Raw genomic sequence first — 14,766 nt, 5'->3', positions numbered from 1 at the left:
AGGCATTTCATATGCAGGAAGTACAATCTGTCGTAATCTATTGTAGCTGCAGATTATCCTATTACAAGTTTTTAGTTATCCTAGTATAATGGGTAACATATTAAGCCATGATTCAGGGAGGATCTCCGCGGATGAGCACGGAACCGAGATTAGAAGCCTTATCGAAATTTTTAAAAACGCAACGCGCCAAGCTGCATCCCCATACCGTAGGCCTTCCGGCAGGCTCCCGCCGGCGAACGCCCGGCCTGCGCCGCGAGGAGGTCGCCCAGCTCGCCGGGGTGAGCACGACATGGTATACCTGGCTGGAACAAGGCCGGGATATCAAGGTATCCTCCTCCGTTCTGGACGCGATCGCCGGAGCGCTTAGACTAAACGCCGACGAACGCAAGTACCTGTTTGACTTGGCGTCCGACAGCGGCTTTCATCCCGATTGGGTTGAGAAGGAGCCGGTAATTACCCCGTCGCTCCATAAAATTTTGCAAGAGCTGAAATATTGCCCGACGATCATCTCCGACCGCCACTGCCATATCGTAGGCTGGAATCCTGCCGCTGCCCAGGTGTTTGTGGACTTCGAGCAAATCCCAGAGCAGGATCGCAACTTGATCTACCTGCTGTTCGCCAAGAAAGAACTGCGCAGCCTGGCCGTGAACTGGCCTCATTTCGTCAGGGGGTTCCTGGCTATCTTTCGCGCGTATTACGGACAATACGTTGCCGACCCTTGGTATTCACAATTTATCGACCGGATGTCACGGCAATACCCGGATTTCCAAGAGCTATGGAACCAGAGTGAGGTCAGCGCGGCTCCGGAGGTCATGATCGAATTCCGCCATGCCAAAGCCGGCAAAATGCTGTTTAATTTAACCTCACTTCAGGTTCAGGGGGATGCCGATTTGCGCTGCAGCGTGTATACCCCAATCGAAGGAACCGCAACCGAATCGAAGCTTAAGAAATTGCTAGAAGATACCTTTAAGAATGAGTATTGACAAACCGTGAAGAAATTCGTATTGTGGTTCATAGTGTGATAGTGAGAATCATTATCATAAATATGTGAACAAGGAGAATCACTCATGAAGAAGCTGTTTATTCCCCTTATTTTAGCCTTCACGGTTTTGGCTGGTGCTTGCGGCAATGAGACAGCACAGCAGAATTCTGCGGCAAACAACTCATCAGAGACCAATCAGACGAGCGGAAATGACTCCGCGGGGGCGGAGACGGCTTCCGGTACGGTTACATATCAATCGGAGAACGGTCCGATCGAAATTCCTGCCAATCCGAAGCGCATCGTGGCTCTGACGTACGCTCCAAACGTCGTGGCCCTGGGAGGATCGCTGGTTGGCGTTGATACCTGGACGATGAATAACCCGCTGTTTACCGAGAAATTAAAGGACGTCGCCGTCGTGTCCGAAGACAATCCGGAGCAAATCTTCGCTTTGGAGCCGGACCTGATCATTGCCGGATCGCATATGAAGAATCTCGATAAACTAAGCGAAATCGCTCCAACGATCATTTATACATGGGGCAAGCTGGACTATTTAGCCCAGCAAGTAGAAATCGGGAAAGTGCTCAACAAGGAGGCAGAAGCCCAAGCTTGGGTTGAAGATTTTACGAAGCGGGCCAAAGCCGTAGGCGAAGAGATCAAAGCCAAGATCGGCAAAGACGCCACCGTGTCTGTGTTTGAATATGATACGAAGAACTTCTATGTATTTGGGGACAACTGGGCCCGCGGAACGGAACTGCTGTATCAGATGATGGAGCTGAACATGCCGGAAAAAGCCAAACAAGATGCGTTGGGTCCGGGCTACTACACCTTATCAAACGAAATCATTCCCGAGTATGCTGGAGATTACATCGTACTGAGCCAGAACAAAGAAGCCCAAAACGAGTTCTTGCAATCCAATACGTGGAAAAATATCCCGGCCGTCAAGAACGGTCACGTAATCGAAATCGATACCGCAGCTTCTACCTACAGCGATCCGATTACGCTGGAGTATTTGCTGGAAATCTTTAAGGACGGATTCCTCTCGATGCCTTAAAGCTTAACTGGACCAAAATTAAAAAGGATGTGCCCCGCTGTGATGCAGAAGGGCACATCCCTTTTTTATGGGTTAAATAAACTCGATCCAGCCGATCTCCAGCCCCGGCTTGATATAATCAAACTTCAGCTCGTAATCGCCTTCCGTCAGCTCGATCCGGAGCTGCTTCTGCGTGACCCACTTGCCAAACGTACCGTTCGTCTGTACCGTGGTCAGCAGTTCTCCGTTCAGCAGCAGATTGCAGGCCGACTGCGACAGGTTCATCGCTTCGTAACGGATATGCGCTGTAACAGTGTACACCCCAGCTTCCTGAACCTTCACCACCGCAGTTCCGGCATCCGCCATAACCTTAGCGCTTTGCGAATGGGACAGCGTATATACGTCCGTTCCTTCGCCAGCAACCGGCAGATCACCTTGAACAGCCTTGATCAGGCGGACTTCGTCAACCGGTTTCGGTTCCCGCGCTAATGCAGGCGCATTCAGTAAAAATCGGCAAATGTTCATGGCACACCGTTGCAGTTCGCCAACCGTCAAGGTGCCGTTAGCCAAGGCTTCCAGCGTATTATCCCCCAGCGAATTGATTTCCGCACCATTGTTGTTAACGACCATATATAGATCGTTTTGCGCGCGTACCATAAAGGACGTGTTCTTCGCGTCGGCCGGACCGCCTTCAACGCAGTCGTTCATAACCGCCCACCAGTCCGTCATGACAATGCCCTGATATCCCCATTCATTCCGGAGAATGGTCGTATTCAGATCATAGTTGGATGCCGCCCAATGCCCGTTCACCGGGTTATAGGAAGTCATGATCGACGAGGCTTCCCCTTCCTTGACCGCCATTTCGAAGCCTTTGAGATAAATCTCGCGCAACGCCCGTTCCGAGACGACCGTATCCACTTTCGAACGCGCCTTCTCCTGGTTATTGCCGGCAAAATGCTTCACGGTTGCGGACGAACCGCCCTTCTTGATGCCCCGCGTCACCGCCGACGCAAAGCAGCCCGTCAAATAAGGGTCCTCGGAAAAATACTCGAAGTTTCGCCCATTTAACGGATGGCGATGGATGTTAATCCCCGGGCCCAGCAAGGTGTCGATTTCATTTTGCAGCAGCTCTTGGCCCTCCAGCACATATAACGACTCTACGAGGTTAACATCCCAGCTGGATGCAAGCAACGTTCCGATCGGCAGCTGAGTCGCCTTCAAGCCGCTGTCCATGCGGATGCCGGAAGGACCGTCGGCGCTACAAGCCACCGGGATTCCGTATTCTAACAAGTTCTCCCCCACCCCGCCAAAAGCGGAAGCCGTTCCAGGTGTAACCTTCGGACTGCTCATGCCTTCACCGCGTACAATCGTAGCCAGGTCCGCATCGCTCAGTTGGGCGACGAACTCCTCCAAGCTCGCTTTGCCGGCTTGAACGTCCTTTAATTTAATTCCGCGGTTCCCCGTTTGCGGATAGGCTTCCGGCAGTCTGCTTTCGATGCGTTCCTTCAGCGAAATGGTGCGCTGCGGCACTGCCTCCCGGACGATCTCATACGTCCCATCCGATTTCCGGCTTCCTGGTTTAATCCGGGAAAAACGTTCCGTAGGAGCCGCAGCTTCCTCCAACTGCTCCACAACCACCAGTTCAGCCAAATGGTAGGCGGCTTTCCCGTCCACCGTTACCCGCTCCGTATTTCGGATGCTGTTGCCTACATGAAGCTCATAATTGCCAGCTTCCAGCACGTAACAGGATTTATGCCCGGTATAGCCGCCATCGTCATAGGACGCCATCCGCCGTACCGGCAGTTGCAGGGTCAGCACATCGGTCTCGCCAGGCTGAAGCAGCTTCGTTTTCGCGAACGCTCCAAGCGCCCGGGCCGGTTTGCCCAATACGCCTTGCGGTGCTTCATAATACAACTGAATTACTTCTTTCCCGCTAAAATCCGATCCGGTATTCGTTACCGCCACTTGGACCTCCAGCCGGGCATCTGTATCCGCTCCTTCGAGCTTCACGCCTTGCACCTTCCAGGCAAAGGAGGTATAGGAGAGCCCGTATCCAAACGGAAACAGGACCTTGTCCGGACAAAACGTTTCAAAGTAACGATAACCGACATAAATATCTTCCTCATAGAGGTTCCGTTCTTCACTGCCGAAGTTGGCTGTGGACGGATAATCCTCAATGTGATAAGCGATCGTGTCCGGCAGTTTACCGCTTGGCGTGACATCCCCCGAGAGCAGGTCAGCCACGGCATGACCGCCAATCATCCCGCCCTGCCATACGAACATCACTGCCCGAATCCGGCCTTGGTGGATCGGATCGTTGATCCAGCTCATATCGATGACATTGGCCACATTCATCAACACAGCCACCTGATCGAAATGCCGGGTAACCGTTTCCAGATTCAGCCGCTCCTGTTCCGTTAACCGATAGCTTCCTTCGGTATCGGCGTTATCCTTATCCTCGCCGGCCGTCCGGCCGATGATGACGATCGCCTTGTTTGAAGCTTGCTTCGCTTGCGCTACGATTTCGTCGGTTAGCGGCATTTCCTTCTGGCACCAAGGCTCCGCAGCCCAACCGCCGCCGCCGTTATCAAACGGATTCTCGGAAATCCATTGCTCATATTGCTTCGCCAGCTGTTCATTCACTTGGATGCGAGGATTCGCCCGGAGTCCGTCCAAAATGCTGACGACATAAGGGACGTTCACCGCACCGCCAGAGCCTGTCCCGCTGCGATAGTAATCAATTTGGCATCTTCCGAAAACGGATACAATTTCATGCTCTCGAATCGGAAGCATAGCGTTTTCATTTTTTAGCAGGACGCCGCCTTCAGCTGCCGCGATTCTGCTATACTCGGCAAATCCTTCCAAAGGAACGCCTAACATCAATTTGCTCATCTCTCTGCTCTCTCCTATCCGTTAGTAGATCCCAACCCGGGATGCATCAATAGTAGTCCTAGCTTCTACTATACCAAAACCAACGTGAGGTTGGATAGGAAAACGTACATCTTGCCATGCAAAATTAAGCAAAAAGATTCGCATAAATAAATATTCCGAGATAAGGAATCACCCATAATAACGGCAGCAGATTCCACCAAACTGCCTGTTTGTACTTGCCCTTGGCGAAATAAGTCCAGCCCAGGATCAGCGCGAGCAGCAGACCACCAGGATAAGCCTGAAGATAAGCGAATAATGCTCGCATTCCTAGGTGAACCTCACCGGAATCATGAAAGAGATACGCGGAAATGCCAAGCACAATCAACCATGCCACGGAGAACATCGCATAAATGAGCTGCGACACAATCAGAAAGATTAAGGTTTTTCGTTTAGGAGTCATGGGGTGAAACCCGCCTTCCGTTCAGGAATCGCCTAACGTTAGTCAAACCATACTTCGGTGCTGTGCCGCAAATCAAACAGGCGTTGAATCTGTTTGGGCGTATTTCGTTCAAGCGATAAAGGCGGAAGCTCGTCACGACCGAAAAATCCGACCTCCAACGTCTCCATTCCGGCTTCCGCTTGACCTCCGACCCTCTCGCACAAAATAAATATTTTGTAGATATGGTACGCCTCCGGAGGATGATCGTGGAATTTCTTGTCCAACACCGCCAGCAACCGCACAGGAACGACGGTGAGACCGGCCTCCTCCTTCACTTCCTTAACCGCGACTTCTTTGGGCGAAAGACCGATATCGGCCCAACCTCCAGGCAATGCCCACGCCCCGTCAACCCGTTCCCGGACGAGTAGAATCCGGTCATCCTGGAACACTACGCCGCGCACATCAACCTTTGGGGTGGCATAGCCGGTTTCGCCTGCGAACAGCGTTTTAACCTTCTCCGTCTCGACTTCGGTATAACGGCTGAGAATTTCCACGCTAAGCCCACGCAACATCTCAAAGCGTTCAAGATCGTACATATCTTTGGAATAAGCCAGCCCGGCCTGACTGATGGCCTGAATTTGCTTTGCCCACTCCAGCCATTGCAGCTTCGGAATCGAGTCCGACATCCTATCGCAACCTTTCGGTAGAAGTCTAAATCCACTGCACCACCATGGCAATCATATATGCAGCAGGGAAGATGATGAGTTGTGCCGCTAATGTTCCGATAAATCTGGCGCCCATCAACATAATATAGATCCTCCCCAGCTGCTGTCGGGACTCCTCCTCATGCATCGCCCGATCGGTAATGAGCCCCAATTGCGGATCGATGAAGATCGTCAGCAGAATCGTAGCGATACCGTTAATGATGCCGGAAGCCTGCGAAGCGGTTGTACTCAGCTCCGGCACCAGATAAGCAGCATACAAGGAAGCCAACACGCCAACCGTATAGAAGGCAGTCACCGCGATATTCAGCAAAATAAACCGTTTCGGAACCCCCAGCAAACGATACGAACGGAGGCGAAGGGTTGGTTTACGTAAATGATGCCTGACGTTTTTGAGCTGGGTGATTGTCACGCTCGTTACGAGCTTGGGCAAGGACCCGGTGACCTCCAGCTTCGCGATCACACGTCCAAACAGATTCACACAAGTCGGAAACAGAAGCATCGCCAATAGAGTTCCGACAGAACCAGCGAGCAGAATGATCCGCAAGTAGTTCATGACTTGGAAATCCGGGTGCAGCTTGGAATAATCAATGAATTTGGCGGTCATCGGCGACTGAATCAGATTGGCCGTTCTGGAGACGAGCACAACAATGCCTGTCAAGGACAGCGCCACGGCAATTTTGTTCAGTTTCACACCGGCATAGCGTATAGAATACGACAGCGTCTCCGCCGCATGAATAATCATGGTTAGGACGCACACGATTACCAGATAGGTGGTCACTTTACTTCCCTCTCCAACTAACTTCCACTATTTTTCGTTGCCGTGTTTAAAATGCCCCGTGGCTTTCGCCATGATCAGTTGGACTTCTTTAGGAGTCGCCGCGCTCTGGATACGCGTGATAAACTTCTCCGCTTCTTTCCCCGAGAGTGTGGTGACCCTGCACCCATTCCAAGAAATGAACACTTTTCGGTTTTTCGTCATCTCGTAAGAAAAAATCTCTTCATCCAAACGATTGCGTTTATCTACGTTTCCCAAACCAGGGCCTCCAAATTAAAGTTAAATTTTTTTCACATACTTGGCCATCAACGTACGATAATCGAACAGAACTTCTTCTTTTTCTTCGGTATATACAAATCCATTGGATTTATAAAAGAGCGTGCCGATGTCGTTCTCACGTTCACACCAGGCGTAAATTTCTTTAATTAACGGGTTCAGACGAATCAACTCATTAAGCAATTTCTTGCCGATGCCCTTGCGCTGATGCTCTTTTAAGATATAAAGTCGAGTCAGTTCACTAACCCCTTCATCATCCGCTTCCGTTAGTTGGCCGAACCCGACGATCTCCCCTTCCCATTCCGCGACCAGAAACTTCCGCGCGGCTTGCGCTTCGTCCAGCGTAATGCTTTGCTCCAAGCTGCTTTTCGCATAGGCGTGGGTTAAATACGTGGCGATAAAATGCTCCGGATAAATCGTTTCATAGGTACTGTTCCAGGTTTCCACAGCTACCTCGCGAATGCCGTCGATGTCGTTCAGTGTTGCCGGACGGATCAGCAGTGAATCCATCAGCTTCAATCCTTTCTGTTTCGTAAATAACGGGACCCAGCTTCGGATATGGACCTATCTCCAGCCGGGTCGTATATCAAAAACGCTTCACTATAAAAATTACTTCTTACAAAAACTATGATACACTGACCTCAACCGAGAAAGCTACCCCTATTCATGAAATCGCTTTCTTTATTACCAATGTAATCGGCAAAGCCTTGTCTGATGCGTTTCCAAGCTAAATTTCATCGCCAAGGAATAGACGAATGTTGTCAGTTTCACAAACCATATATATAAGAACAAAGGACTGGTTGGTGTTACGGTGCTGACGGAAAGCGGGCCGTCTCCTTCGTTCAAGCGAATGTTGATGGTGGACGGGGAGCGTGTCGGGAAGGGGGGTGGGTGACCCTTCTTGGTGAGAGAGAGTCTAGGATTTTACCCAGCGCTTCCCCAACTCATGCCCGGCCAGCACCAGGGGCACAACCAGCAGGCCTACCGGGAGGCTGAGCAGGATTTCTCCACAAGTCACTACTTTTTCCGAAAGTAAGCGGTTAAACAGCAGTAACGAATAAGGCAGCACAATAAGGATAGCAGTGACGACGCCCGGGGTGTACATTTTCAGATACAACGATTGGGCGACATGGGTAAACACATGCAAGAAGAATAACGTATTAAACGCCAGAAAAATAAAGTACCTCCCCTGCTCCGCCGCTATCAGCGTAAACGGAACAAAAACGATAAATTCCAGGAGCACGGCTACGGCGAATTGACCGCTAGTGATGTCCAGCATCTGGGTTAACGAGCGCTTCAGGCTCGCCGGGACGGCGGCCACCACCTTCTGGCGATTCCGCTTCGCCCAAGGTCCTACCCAGATAATCTCCTCCATGTCGTGAATCACAAACACCACGAGAAACAGCCAAACCAGAGACGAAAGGCTGATATGGCTCATTTGTGGCACCTCCTATTCAACAAGACTCCAACCGATTGCAATTTCGCGTTTCACCTCGTTGCCGATCTGGATTTCTTTGCTGCTAAAGGGTTTGCCCCCCATGCGAAGGTAAAAGTCAATTGATGGGTTACCCTCCAAAACCCAAGCCATCATCGATGTATTACCTTTGCTGCGCAGGTGATTGATGATATGGTTCAGCAGTTGCTGTCCTAGACCCATTCCTTGGTATTCTTTGAGAATATAGATGGAGTAAAGTTCCCCTTCATAACCTAATTCAGCTTCCCGACATTTCCCACCGTGGGCAAAGGCAACAACGCAATCTCCATCTTTGCCTACTACGATTCTATCGTCATCCTGAAGTGAGGCGAAGATGTCTAACCATAGCTTGACTCGACGTTCTTGGGTGATTGGGTCGAGAAATTCATCAGCAATTAACCCTCGGTATGTGGTTTTCCAGCTTTCAATATGAACGTGTGCAATACCTTCGATGTCCCGCTCTACCGCCTGCTCCAGCCTAATCACGGTCTATCCCCCCTTTTCATAAACCATAATCCAACTAACTCACCCCATCAAAACACCGATGATCGTCCAGACGCCGGAAGCGGCGATCAGCCACAGGGCGATGCGCTTAAACCGCTGCTCGTTGAGCTTCTTCAGTGCACGTATGCCAACGAATACGCCAACCAGCATACTGGGCACGAACCACGCCGTATAATGAAGTGTCTCCGGGGTCAGCAATCCCCCATACAGATAGGTTAAGATCGTCACAATGTTCAGGAAAATGCCGTACACCGAAATATTGGCCCGAAACGTCTCCTTGCCTACGCCCTGATTGGATAAAAACAAAGCAACCGGCGGGCCGCTCATCGAGATGCTGCCGTTCAGCAGCCCGCTCGCTGCACCGACGGGCAGGTAGGCCAATCGGTCCCGCTTGATCGGAAACGTCTTGCCTGCCAGCTGCAGTGCAGCTACAAGGACGATGACTACACCCGTTGCCAGCTTTAAGATGTCCGCACTCAGAAACAGCAAGAGATACGTCCCCAGCGGAGCCGCCAGCAGACTGGAGAGGATCAGGAGCCATATCTTGCGAATATCAGCGTGTTTGTAGCAACCGGCAAATACGATCCCATTGGTGCAAAGACTCAATATCACGACGATGGGTACGGTTTGCTGCAGCGGGATGATCTGACCCAGAATCGGCGTCGCAATCAGCGCAAATCCAAAGCTCGTCAGCCCTTGGGTAAATCCAGCAACAAAGATAACGATGACTCCAAGCAAGATAAGAACGGACAACTCCATGATCCCAGGCTCCTTTTGGGGTAAAAAACTTCCACTAGTTATGCTTCGTCTACTTTACCACCATCGACCATTTCTTTCTATGCTCCATCTCTGGATTCGGTCGAATCACTCCCCGAAAAAAGACCTCCCCCGAAAAGAATCGGAGCAGGTCTTGGATCATAAGCGGCCTATGCTGTTAATTTTTCTTTTTCGTCACGGTCGTCGAGTCCGATGCTTCATCCGCCGTCTCCCGAACATCGCGATTACCGGTGATCTCCTCGGCCGCTTCCATCAGCGGCGCAGGAATCGGGCGTTGACCGGACGCAGCCGGTACTCGATTCCGTCTCTCTTTCACCCAGTAGATCCCGGCGAGCAGCGCAGTTAATCCTAATCCAACCACCAAACCAGTTCCTTGTCCGGAAATAAAGGGCATGCTCACAATGATAGCGACCATGCCGATAAGACCAACCCAGGACGTATACGGGAAACCCGGAAGCTGACATGCAGCTTCCGGAGAGCAAGGCGTTACACGCCGCCAGCGATAGTGGGAGGCCAAAATGATAAAGTAGGAGAACAACAGCGAAAATCCGCCGCAGCTGACTAGAAAGAGGTACACCTGCTGAGGCAGCAGGTACCCCATCGCCAAGCCGAGCAGCATGGCGGCTCCCGAGAACAGGATGCCCTTGTACGGGATATCATGTCGGTCTTTAAGCCATGCGGGGGCGTGGCCTTCCGCGGCCAGCGAACGCAGCATCCGGGCAAGCCCAAACGTCGAAGCCAGCATGGTGGACAGAATCGCCGTAATCATCACGATATTAATCAGTGTCCCGGCCCATCCCATTCCCCAGCGGGTTAAGGCTAAAACTAACGGGCTTTGGTCCGCAACCATTCCTTGCGTCGGATACAACATCAGAATCACGGCGATCGCGGCGATATAGAGGGCTAGCAAACTGATCAGGGTCATATTAATCGCCCGGGGAATTGTCTTTTTCGGGTTCTCCACCTCGGAAGCGGCTAAGCCGATCACCTCAAATCCCGAATAGCTGAACATCACGATAAGCATACTGCCTGCAATCCCTGCAATCCCGCCGGGAAACCACGCTTCGCTTCGCAGCTCGCCTAACCCAGCGGCCGGAGTCCCCGGAATCCAGCCCGCAATCAAGGCCAGGCCAATGACGATGAACCCGACGATGGCCAGCAGCTTCACCGCCGCCAGACCGCTCTCAAGCTTGCTCAGATAATCGGCCCCAAGCAAATTAAGCAGCGTGATCCCCACGATGATGAGCATGCCCATCGCGACCTCCGGAAAGTTCGGAAACCATTCCCTGAGAAAGGTGGACGCCGCGATCGATTCACTGGACATCGCCAGAATCAAGCCCACCCAATATACCCAACCGGTAATAAAGCCAATCCCGCGGCCAAAGCTCCGCTCCGCATACGTCCGGAACGAGCCCGGCACCGGGTCAGCCGCCGTCATTTCCGAGAGGGCATAGAGAATGATGTATACCAGCAATCCGCCCAGAATAAACGATATCAAAATGCTGGGACCCGCTGCTTTAATCGCCACGCTGGAACCGAGAAAAAACGAACCTCCGACAATCGTCCCCAGCCCCAGCATCGTTAAGTGAAACGTCGAGATTCCTTTTTCGCCAGCCTTGCCATTGCCCATAAGCCAAGCCTCCCTCAAGCTCTTAGTAAACTATAGGGAGTATTGGCGAAAATTAACGAAATTATGTTGTATAACCTTATGTCAGGACTACAAAGCGGCTTCTTCCCGCCATCGCTCCGCTTGTTCCCGAATCATCAAGACGAATTGCTCCAACGCAGGGGATCGCCACTTCTTCCGGTGTAATGCCAACTGCGTCGCCACCCGCTGCGATTCGTCATTCCAATTCAGCTTCACCAGCTTGCCTTCCGCAAGCTCACTGCGCACGGTGACCAGCGGTAAGAAGGAGACTCCCAGCCCGGACATCACGCACTGTTTGATCGCTTCGATGCTCCAGAACTCCAAATTCGGGTCGGGAAAAACGCCGTGGCTATTCAAGTAACGCTCAAATAAAGTTCGATAAGAGCAGCCGCTTTCGGTGTGCAGGATCGTCTGATCCTTCAGTTGATCCGGCACAACCTCTGCTTCATGTCTTAACGGATGGTCGGCCGGAGCTACCAACGCCATCGGTTCATGAACCAGCGTTTCGATCTGCAAATCCCGATCTTCCACCTCCGGTTGCAGCAGGAAGGCCACGTCCAGTTCCCCCGAACGCACCAAATCCCTTAATTCCCAGCATTGACCGGGCTTAAGCACGATCTGCACCAGGGGGTAACGTTGCCGGTAATGACGAATCACCTCCGGCAATCGGAACGCGGCCAGGGATTCCGGTGCGCCGATTTTAAGAGATCCTGCCATTTCGGCCGCGGGGTGCAGCGCATTTTTGGCCATTTCGTGGATTTTGGCGATCTCCTGCGCGTAAGGAAGCAGCCGCCGCCCCGCATCGGTCAAGACGATTTTTCTGCCGATTCGATCGAACAACGGCAAGCCGATTTCTGCCTCCAAAGCCTGAATCTGCGCCGTCACACTGGACTGCGCATAATCCAGCTGCTGGGCAGCCCGGGTAAAGCTGCCGGCCTCAACCACCACCAAAAACGTAAACAAATGACGCGATTCCATACGTTCATCCTCTCCCATCGGAAATTCGAATGGATTAAATTCGATAATTCTGTTTTTCCTATGGATCTATTATCTGATACGCTGGAAAAAAACACAACGAAAGCAGGAATCGCTTCATGAAACAAACAAGCAGCAAACTCCAAAAAGGAATTGGCCTGCCGCAGGCTATCGCTTTATACATCGGCGCTGTACTGGGCTCTGGTGTGCTCATCGTACCGGGCCTGGCGGCGGAGATGGCCGGACCGGCCTCCCTGCTCGCATGGGGATTCATGACATTGCTAATCTTACCGATGGCATTGTCGATGGGCCTCCTGTCAGCCAAATATCCAAATGCCGGGGGCGTGTCTCACTTCGTCACATTGGCTTATGGAGATAAGGCGGGGACACTGGTCGGCTGGTTTTTCCTCATGTCGGTGCCGATTGGTGCCCCGGTCGCCGCATTAACCGGTGCCGGGTATTTAACCGCTGCGCTGGGTTGGGGAGAAGGAGCCAAGCTGGCCGTTGCTGCGGCGATGCTGGCTGCCGGCCTGTTGATGAACTGGATCGGCATGCAGCTTGCCGGCAAAATCCAGATCGCGGTCGTCATCGCCATCGCCGCTGTATTAATCTTTGCTTTCGGAGCCGCGCTGCCAAGGATGGAAAGCAACCATTTCACCCCGTTTATGCCAAATGGTTGGCTCAGCGTGGGTCAGGCGGCTTCCATGCTGTTCTGGTGCTTTATTGGCTGGGAGGCGGTATCGCACTTGTCCGAGGAGTTTAAGGATCCGCAAAAAGCGGCGATCAAAGGAGTGACCGCCGCTGCGATTATCGTAGGGATCTTATATTTTCTATCTGCGCTGGCCACGGTTGGCACGCAAAGCTACCTGAAAGGCGGCTCGGAGTCTTCGATGGTCTGGATCATCAGCCAGCCGCTGGGCTCCTGGGGCGGCATTGTCGCGGGGGTCACCGGGTTGTTCATTTGCATGGCCGGAATCATCGCTTATACCGGAGCCGCTGCTCGGGTGGCTTATGCGATGTCCCGCGAAGGAAACGCCCCGAAATGGTGGAACTCGTTGTCACCTCGGTTTCATACGCCAACGGGTTCGCTCTTGTTTCTGATGTTCTGCTTTACGGCAGTCATGCTGCTTTACGGTACCGGGACGGTCTCTCTAAGCACGCTGATCCAGTTTCCGAACGCGACTTTTATTCTGACGTACATGGGCGGCTGCGCTGCGGGAATCCGTCTCCTCAAAGGCAGCCGAACCGGCGTTGTTCTCAGCTGGATTTCGTTTGCGGCTACAGCCGTCGTATTTCCGTTCACCGGTTGGGCCATGCTCTACCCGCTACTTATTGCGCTGCTGTTTCTCGTGATCCAGCTGCGCTTCAGCCGGCGGAAGGCAACTTCACTGGATGCCTAATTTGAGACGGTCGGGACGAGGCTGCGGCAGGACAGCATCCTGTCTGTCCATCGCAGCCTTGCTCATATCCGCCCCTCATCGAAATAGGTGACTTCCACCCCTTTTGCCACGATGGAGCTAATCCCTTTCGGATAATATGGCATCAGTTCGTCCGCGCGCTCCACGTCGACCCATGCGATGTCCAAAATCTCGTCCGGACGGGTGATCTCAAGCTCGCCACCCGTAATTTCCGCCCGGAACGTCAGCAGGATGACATGCTCCTCGTTGTCCATATGTACGAATTCATTGACGGCCACGATCCCGTGCACCTCGACATCCAGCCCTGTCTCCTCTTTCCCTTCGCGGATCGCCGCCATCTGCAGCGTTTCGCCAGGCTCAACCGCCCCTCCAGGCAGCGTCCAGGCTTCATTTTCATTTTGCACCATGAGCACCTTGGTTCTCGTCTCATCGGGAATTAACAGATATACGACATCCGTTCGTTTCATCGTTAGCCTCCAAATAATAAGTCCAATATCGTCGAAAATTTACCCGATGGCTGTCCCCGAAGCACATCCGGATCGTAGATTTCCACATGACCGCAGTTCAGGCAGGAGACGAATAAATAATGGTTATGCTGAATGTCCATCAGTTTACTTAAGCCGGTACCGGTCATGGCCACTTCTTTCACCGCAGCTTCCTGGTTTCCACACTTGCTGCATTTGAACCGACGCTTCAGCACCTCTTCCAAATCGAAGTAATCCCCAACCCGAGGAGGGTCAACAGGATCGCCCGATACCGGTCCGGGGAATCCTTCCAGATGCTCCGGCAGCACCTCATGTTTGCATTCAGGACAGACGTCACCAACCAATATGACCTGTTCTCCGCACCAAGGACACTGAATCATGCTTTCG

The 14,766-nt window shown here is 52.4% G+C and carries 16 protein-coding genes; 3 read left to right on the top strand and 13 right to left on the bottom strand.

The features are described 5' to 3' along the window. Positions 1-131 precede the first annotated feature (131 nt). Both POTG_RS01005 and POTG_RS01000 read left to right on the top strand, forming a co-directional pair. Positions 132-983 carry a helix-turn-helix transcriptional regulator gene (locus POTG_RS01005; protein WP_009222925.1) on the top strand — a complete coding sequence of 284 codons (852 nt, stop codon included), beginning with the start codon at positions 132-134 and terminating at the stop codon, positions 981-983. Positions 984-1,067: 84 nt separating this feature from the next. Beyond that, positions 1,068-2,033: an iron-hydroxamate ABC transporter substrate-binding protein gene (locus POTG_RS01000; RefSeq protein WP_009222924.1), complete on the top strand. Its 966-nt coding sequence runs from the start codon at positions 1,068-1,070 to the stop codon at positions 2,031-2,033. A 72-nt stretch (positions 2,034-2,105) separates the two neighbouring features. Here POTG_RS01000 and POTG_RS00995 read toward each other — a convergent pair whose 3' ends face one another. The 11 genes from POTG_RS00995 to POTG_RS00945 all read right to left on the bottom strand — a co-directional run bounded on the left by POTG_RS00995 (position 2,106) and on the right by POTG_RS00945 (position 12,479). Continuing rightward, complete coding sequence (locus tag POTG_RS00995; RefSeq protein WP_009222923.1) at positions 2,106-4,904, bottom strand: glycoside hydrolase family 3 protein; 2,799 nt, start codon at positions 4,902-4,904, stop codon at positions 2,106-2,108. Positions 4,905-5,028: 124 nt separating this feature from the next. After that, the gene (locus POTG_RS00990) at positions 5,029-5,343 is read right to left on the bottom strand and encodes a hypothetical protein (protein ID WP_009222922.1); all 315 of its coding nucleotides are present in this window, start codon (positions 5,341-5,343) and stop codon (positions 5,029-5,031) included. A 38-nt stretch (positions 5,344-5,381) separates the two neighbouring features. Beyond that, on the bottom strand, positions 5,382-6,008 hold the full coding sequence (locus tag POTG_RS00985; RefSeq protein ID WP_009222921.1) for an NUDIX hydrolase: 627 nt from the start codon (positions 6,006-6,008) through the stop codon (positions 5,382-5,384). A 25-nt stretch (positions 6,009-6,033) separates the two neighbouring features. Further along, positions 6,034-6,825 carry a lipid II flippase Amj family protein gene (locus POTG_RS00980; protein WP_009222920.1) on the bottom strand — a complete coding sequence of 264 codons (792 nt, stop codon included), beginning with the start codon at positions 6,823-6,825 and terminating at the stop codon, positions 6,034-6,036. A 27-nt stretch (positions 6,826-6,852) separates the two neighbouring features. Next, entirely contained in the window at positions 6,853-7,080 is a 228-nt protein-coding gene (locus tag POTG_RS00975) for a hypothetical protein (protein ID WP_009222919.1), read from the bottom strand. Between the two features lie 21 nt (positions 7,081-7,101). Continuing rightward, complete coding sequence (locus tag POTG_RS00970; protein WP_009222918.1) at positions 7,102-7,608, bottom strand: GNAT family N-acetyltransferase; 507 nt, start codon at positions 7,606-7,608, stop codon at positions 7,102-7,104. A gap of 406 nt (positions 7,609-8,014) precedes the next feature. Continuing rightward, entirely contained in the window at positions 8,015-8,536 is a 522-nt protein-coding gene (locus POTG_RS00965; protein ID WP_036643719.1) for an HXXEE domain-containing protein, read from the bottom strand. Between the two features lie 12 nt (positions 8,537-8,548). Next, the gene (locus tag POTG_RS00960) at positions 8,549-9,058 is read right to left on the bottom strand and encodes a GNAT family N-acetyltransferase (protein ID WP_009222916.1); all 510 of its coding nucleotides are present in this window, start codon (positions 9,056-9,058) and stop codon (positions 8,549-8,551) included. 39 nt (positions 9,059-9,097) lie between these two features. Continuing rightward, positions 9,098-9,835 carry a sulfite exporter TauE/SafE family protein gene (locus POTG_RS00955; protein ID WP_009222915.1) on the bottom strand — a complete coding sequence of 246 codons (738 nt, stop codon included), beginning with the start codon at positions 9,833-9,835 and terminating at the stop codon, positions 9,098-9,100. A gap of 175 nt (positions 9,836-10,010) precedes the next feature. Next, a complete protein-coding gene (locus tag POTG_RS00950; RefSeq protein WP_009222914.1) occupies positions 10,011-11,483 on the bottom strand; it encodes an amino acid permease in 1,473 nt (490 codons plus the stop codon). A gap of 87 nt (positions 11,484-11,570) precedes the next feature. Next, complete coding sequence (locus POTG_RS00945) at positions 11,571-12,479, bottom strand: LysR family transcriptional regulator (protein WP_009222913.1); 909 nt, start codon at positions 12,477-12,479, stop codon at positions 11,571-11,573. Positions 12,480-12,595: 116 nt separating this feature from the next. Here POTG_RS00945 and POTG_RS00940 point away from each other — a divergent pair, with 116 nt between their 5' ends. Further along, positions 12,596-13,876, top strand: a complete 1,281-nt coding sequence (locus tag POTG_RS00940; RefSeq protein ID WP_009222912.1) for an APC family permease — start codon at positions 12,596-12,598, stop codon at positions 13,874-13,876. Between the two features lie 62 nt (positions 13,877-13,938). On the opposite strand, the gene POTG_RS00935 is transcribed toward POTG_RS00940, so the two are convergent. Continuing rightward, the gene (locus POTG_RS00935) at positions 13,939-14,361 is read right to left on the bottom strand and encodes an NUDIX hydrolase (RefSeq protein WP_009222911.1); all 423 of its coding nucleotides are present in this window, start codon (positions 14,359-14,361) and stop codon (positions 13,939-13,941) included. Positions 14,362-14,363: 2 nt separating this feature from the next. Next, the coding region (locus tag POTG_RS25205; protein WP_332306483.1) for a zinc ribbon domain-containing protein at positions 14,364-14,766 on the bottom strand (403 nt) is incomplete at its 5' end.

Source organism: Paenibacillus sp. oral taxon 786 str. D14, assembly GCF_000159955.1.
Classification (GTDB): Bacteria; Bacillota; Bacilli; order Paenibacillales; family Paenibacillaceae; genus Fontibacillus; species Fontibacillus phoenicis.
The sequence above is the reverse complement of the archived record's forward strand: the minus strand, read 5'-3'. Positions and strand labels throughout refer to the sequence as shown.

Excerpts from the sequence above, each read along its gene's own strand:
- POTG_RS00945 (WP_009222913.1), bottom strand. The coding sequence starts at position 12,479 with ATGGAATCGCGTCATTTGTTTACGTTTTTGGTGGTGGTTGAGGCCGGC.
- POTG_RS00955 (WP_009222915.1), bottom strand. The coding sequence starts at position 9,835 with ATGGAGTTGTCCGTTCTTATCTTGCTTGGAGTCATCGTTATCTTTGTT.
- POTG_RS01005 (WP_009222925.1), top strand. The coding sequence starts at position 132 with ATGAGCACGGAACCGAGATTAGAAGCCTTATCGAAATTTTTAAAAACG.
- POTG_RS00970 (WP_009222918.1), bottom strand. The coding sequence starts at position 7,608 with ATGGATTCACTGCTGATCCGTCCGGCAACACTGAACGACATCGACGGC.
- POTG_RS01000 (WP_009222924.1), top strand. The coding sequence starts at position 1,068 with ATGAAGAAGCTGTTTATTCCCCTTATTTTAGCCTTCACGGTTTTGGCT.
- POTG_RS00990 (WP_009222922.1), bottom strand. The coding sequence starts at position 5,343 with ATGACTCCTAAACGAAAAACCTTAATCTTTCTGATTGTGTCGCAGCTC.
- POTG_RS00995 (WP_009222923.1), bottom strand. The coding sequence starts at position 4,904 with ATGAGCAAATTGATGTTAGGCGTTCCTTTGGAAGGATTTGCCGAGTAT.
- POTG_RS00950 (WP_009222914.1), bottom strand. The coding sequence starts at position 11,483 with ATGGGCAATGGCAAGGCTGGCGAAAAAGGAATCTCGACGTTTCACTTA.
- POTG_RS00935 (WP_009222911.1), bottom strand. The coding sequence starts at position 14,361 with ATGAAACGAACGGATGTCGTATATCTGTTAATTCCCGATGAGACGAGA.
- POTG_RS00985 (WP_009222921.1), bottom strand. The coding sequence starts at position 6,008 with ATGTCGGACTCGATTCCGAAGCTGCAATGGCTGGAGTGGGCAAAGCAA.
- POTG_RS00940 (WP_009222912.1), top strand. The coding sequence starts at position 12,596 with ATGAAACAAACAAGCAGCAAACTCCAAAAAGGAATTGGCCTGCCGCAG.
- POTG_RS00965 (WP_036643719.1), bottom strand. The coding sequence starts at position 8,536 with ATGAGCCATATCAGCCTTTCGTCTCTGGTTTGGCTGTTTCTCGTGGTG.